The organism is Mucilaginibacter sp., from assembly GCF_036383575.1.
Lineage (GTDB): Bacteria > Bacteroidota > Bacteroidia > Sphingobacteriales > Sphingobacteriaceae > Mucilaginibacter.
Genome location: NZ_DASVOB010000518.1, coordinates 1 through 3941, shown reverse-complemented (window position 1 = coordinate 3941; position 3941 = coordinate 1). Strand labels below are relative to the sequence as shown.

Below are 3941 nucleotides of genomic sequence, written 5' to 3'. Positions count from 1 at the left end.
GCCTGGATAGACATTAAGGCCACTTTTACAGGCCATGATCTCTTAGCCGTACTAAACGAATGTGAACGCGGCGAAGATGCTGCTAAAACTGCTTACCAAGATGCACTGGATCCGGAGAATGAGCTTGATTTCGAGCTGACGCAGGTTTTGCAGAGGCAACAGCAAGGCATTAACGAAGGGCATGACCTGATTAAATCTTTACGCGACCAGGTAGAGGCATCTGATGACGCAGATGACGATGATATTGATGATACCAGATCGGCCGCAAACAACGGACAGGGTTATTCAACGGCTGCTAACGAATTCACCGCGCAACCATCATACGAAGGCGCGGCCGGGGAATATCAGAGCCAGGCGGCTTATGCACCGGAACCCGAAAGTGTTGAGCAGGAAGAAGAATGGCAGGAAGCACAGGAAGCTGGCAGCGGCAACTCTAAACTGATGGAGTTTTTTGTGAATGAACTCAAGGACCTGCTTTGGGCAGAACGTGAACTGGTGGATACCTTGCCGGATATGGCTGAAGCTGCCACCTCAATTGAATTAAAAAATGCTTTTGAACAACACCTGGCGGAAACTGAAAGTCATGTGACCCGTTTGGAACAAGCTTTTGCCATCTTGGGCCTGGAACCGGAAAGCCGCAAATGCGAAGCTATGGCAGGGATTGTTGATGAAGGCGACGATATTATTAGCGCAACAGAAAAGGGCACTGCACAGCGTGATGTGGGGTTGATCTTTGCCGGTCAAAAGGCCGAGCATTACGAGATCGCCTCATACGGCGGTATGGTTGCCTTAGCTAAAACGTTGGGCTACTATGAGCTGGCCGAATTGTTTGTGTTGACGCTGGACGAAGAAAAAACAGCTGATGCCAATTTAACTGAGATTGCCGAGGGGCAAGCTAACTATAATGCGATTACTGAACAAGCTAAGGATTAATTATCTAAAAAAACACAAACATGAGATCAATTTTGTACATCATAGCGGTTATCCTTATCATAGGATGGGCTATTGGAACTTTTGCCTATGCAGCAGGCAGTCTAATACATATTTTACTGGTCATTGCGCTGATTTCCCTGATATTGGGCTTCCTGAGAAAGGACACTACAGTAGTATAATCAGTATAATCATAGCGCCCGGTTTGCCATGTAAACCGGGCTTTTAACTATCAGCGATTCCGGCAACTTTCCGTTCTAAAACAATTAATCTTAGAACAGGAACTTAATCAACGACTCATTTCTGAATGTACATTAAAGGAGGCTTTGAATCAGTTAGTGAAACGTTTTCAGTGCGAGGTGATATCATATAATTGAAATAAGCAATCAATACGTCGCGCTTTAGTTCAATCAGGATCAATACATCATCTAATCCTGCTGCCATTTGCCGGGGCTCATTGTTGATGCAAGAATGTGTATTATAAGCCTTTGGAAGGTGGCGTATTTTGGGTTGTGAATGAACCGGAGTTAATGTAATCGTAACCTTATCGTCATCAGACCCGCTTAATGTTGTCCGCGAAAAACAATACCGGTAACCTTGACTGGTCAAAAAATCCAATAGTCCTGCGGTCAGCTGCAATTTCATGTTCGCGGCAATTACGACCGGGTGATCAAACGGCCATGCGGCCCGCAAGCACCTTCCCACCGCCGGTCGCAGGCAGGGAAGTGTAGGAGTATATTTAAGGCAACTGACAACTATCAGAAATGTTTCAATTATTTTAAAGATTTGGTTAAGGCTTTTTATTTTAGTTGTTTTTTCTCTAGCTGAGTTTAGTCAAGATTTCACTGATCGAAAAATGTGCACCACAGACAAACTCATCTGCTGCGCCATAATAAATAGTCAGCTGATCTCCATTTATTATATGTCCATTGGTAAATACCACATAACCAAAAAAACCGCTTAATTCATAAGATTCAGTAGGCACCATGATCGGTTCAGCTGTTCGTGAAATGACTTTTGAAGGATCATTAATATCCATCAAAAAAGCGCCCAAACAATACTGATGTTCTGCATTTGCACCATGATAAATTTCCAGCCAACCCTGATCAGTGCGGATTGGTGCCGCTCCCGCGCCTACACGTGCGCTATCCCATAAACCGGGCCGGGTTTTGATCAGGCACTGGTGATTGCCCCAATGCCGCCCATCAGTTGATTCCGCCAGCCAGATATAGTTCCCGCCAATCTCTTTACTACTGGGCCGGTGAAGGCAATAATATTTACCGCCTATCTTCTCTTCAAACATTGCGCAATCCTTATTGTGGGGTGGCAGGATCATTCCGCCGGATTCAAATTCTTGCCAGTCTTTAGTGGTTCGCAATCCTACGCCAACACCGCTGTCTGATACTGCCGTATAGGTCAGATAATAAGTATCACCTATCTGGCTCACCCGGCAATCTTCTATGCCAAATCTTTCCAAATAGCCCTGCCCGAATAAAGAAGCATTACGTTCGGGTTCGCTGAAATGTATACCATCATCGCTATACAATAATCGTAAATGCGAAACAGTAGTAAGATAATCCAGCCCTTTATAGTTGATGACCCGAGCGTCAGTTGCAATCAGATTGGGATCGTTCAGAGGCACCTTAATGATCTCCGTATTTCCCGTCGCGTTCAATGCCGGAAAAAAGAGTACACCTTCTTTTTGCGCCACACCTTCGGCTACCCTTACAAGGAGCCAGGTCTTTCCGTCAAATTGAAATACTCCGGGATTAAGCAGGCTGATAATTTGTAAACCTGGCGCACTTGGGTGCAGGTCTTTGGGTAACAATAACGGATTTTCGGAAAAACGCCGGGCCAAATCTTTCATACCTCAGTTTGACTTATCCAGTTCTTTGCCTCTTCCAACTGATCATGTGAAAACCCGCGGGAATTACCGGGTACCATGAACCTGAAAATATCGGTAAACCACTCCACGCCTTTCTGATCGGTGACTATGGCAATGCGGTGCCAGTTCGTAAAGTTTTTAAGGCCGAGTTTCAGATCATCCCACCAGGCCGCCAGTGTAAAATTCTGTACACCTGTATCCAACACTAAAAGATAATTGATTTTGCCCTGCCTATTCACCAACTTATTTATTTCAGGTAGCAGTACGGTTTCCATATCCTGGCTGTTCACTTCGCCGCTGGCACGGATACCCACTACATGTGGCGGGAGATTATTGATGATCTGTAACATAATTTGATTTTTTTAATATTTGGTACCCAATCCCGGCGAAAACGGCAAATACAACGTGTGCCGGAATAAGTTGCAGGTAATATTTACTAAAACTGAGTGATGGTGGCAGCGGGTGCATTTTAAAAGTGGTTTTCCAGACAGCCACAGCCAGCAAACCGCTTAAGCCACCCAGCCAAAGATTAGTTTTCAGATCAGGTTTTAATTTTCCACGCCGCCAGAGCTCAACATACACTAAAGCAAATAGCAGGCCCACGCCATAATGGCCCAGCCAGCCTAAAGCCTGGCTCTGCTGCTTGTCCAGTTTCGGTACAAGGCGGCCAACCAATTGGCCAAGACGCTCCGGTTCGCTAAAGTTTTCGCCATCTGCCAGCGAAACGAGGTAGCTGAACAAGGTCATGAATGTAGTGCCCGTAATGCCTCCGGCTAATATTTCTTTAGCTTTCATGATTGTTGATCTTAGGTAAGTTTCTGGTTGCCGGCCCGGTCAATACATTTCCATCAATATCATAGCGGGCTCCGTGGCAGGGGCAATCCCAGCTTTTTTCTTCAGCGTTCCAGTTTACGATACATGCGGCATGCGTACAAACCGGGCTGAGCGCGTGAATATTCCCCTGATCATCCCGATAGGCGGCAATTTTTTCGCCTTCTACCTCAACTACTTTTCCGGTTCCGGGCCGTAATCTTTTTAAAGAATCTGTTTCATGGATCCCCACGCGGTCGGCCACAAAATGATAGGCCACATCGCTGTTCTCCTTAACAAATTCGCTGAAGCCATC

General features: G+C 45.8%; 7 protein-coding genes. 2 read left to right on the top strand and 5 right to left on the bottom strand.

Annotated elements, in window-relative coordinates; all coding sequences use genetic code 11:
- On the top strand, positions 1–933 hold a 933-nt coding region (locus tag VF500_RS18325; protein ID WP_330861068.1), incomplete at its 5' end, for a DUF892 family protein.
- A gap of 20 nt (positions 934–953) precedes the next feature.
- Positions 954–1112 carry a lmo0937 family membrane protein gene (locus VF500_RS18320; protein WP_330861067.1) on the top strand — a complete coding sequence of 53 codons (159 nt, stop codon included), beginning with the start codon at positions 954–956 and terminating at the stop codon, positions 1110–1112.
- Between the two features lie 115 nt (positions 1113–1227).
- Here VF500_RS18320 and VF500_RS18315 read toward each other — a convergent pair whose 3' ends face one another.
- From VF500_RS18315 to VF500_RS18295, 5 genes are all read right to left on the bottom strand, one after another.
- Complete coding sequence (locus VF500_RS18315) at positions 1228–1374, bottom strand: hypothetical protein (RefSeq protein ID WP_330861066.1); 147 nt, start codon at positions 1372–1374, stop codon at positions 1228–1230.
- 376 nt (positions 1375–1750) lie between these two features.
- The gene (locus VF500_RS18310; RefSeq protein WP_330861065.1) at positions 1751–2797 is read right to left on the bottom strand and encodes a glycoside hydrolase family 130 protein; all 1047 of its coding nucleotides are present in this window, start codon (positions 2795–2797) and stop codon (positions 1751–1753) included.
- On the bottom strand, positions 2794–3165 hold the full coding sequence (locus VF500_RS18305; RefSeq protein WP_330861064.1) for an STAS/SEC14 domain-containing protein: 372 nt from the start codon (positions 3163–3165) through the stop codon (positions 2794–2796). The genes VF500_RS18310 and VF500_RS18305 overlap by 4 nt, the downstream gene beginning before the upstream one ends.
- The gene (locus VF500_RS18300; RefSeq protein ID WP_330861063.1) at positions 3146–3610 is read right to left on the bottom strand and encodes a hypothetical protein; all 465 of its coding nucleotides are present in this window, start codon (positions 3608–3610) and stop codon (positions 3146–3148) included. The genes VF500_RS18305 and VF500_RS18300 overlap by 20 nt, the downstream gene beginning before the upstream one ends.
- Positions 3600–3941, bottom strand: a 342-nt coding sequence (locus tag VF500_RS18295) for a Rieske 2Fe-2S domain-containing protein (RefSeq protein WP_330861062.1), incomplete at its 5' end; no start/stop codon positions are given. The genes VF500_RS18295 and VF500_RS18300, both read right to left, overlap by 11 nt.

Coding starts and splice junctions, on each gene's coding strand:
- VF500_RS18305 (WP_330861064.1), bottom strand. CDS start 3,165: ATGTTACAGATCATCAATAATCTCCCGCCACATGTAGTGGGTATCCGT.
- VF500_RS18310 (WP_330861065.1), bottom strand. CDS start 2,797: ATGAAAGATTTGGCCCGGCGTTTTTCCGAAAATCCGTTATTGTTACCC.
- VF500_RS18315 (WP_330861066.1), bottom strand. CDS start 1,374: ATGGCAGCAGGATTAGATGATGTATTGATCCTGATTGAACTAAAGCGC.
- VF500_RS18300 (WP_330861063.1), bottom strand. CDS start 3,610: ATGAAAGCTAAAGAAATATTAGCCGGAGGCATTACGGGCACTACATTC.
- VF500_RS18320 (WP_330861067.1), top strand. CDS start 954: ATGAGATCAATTTTGTACATCATAGCGGTTATCCTTATCATAGGATGG.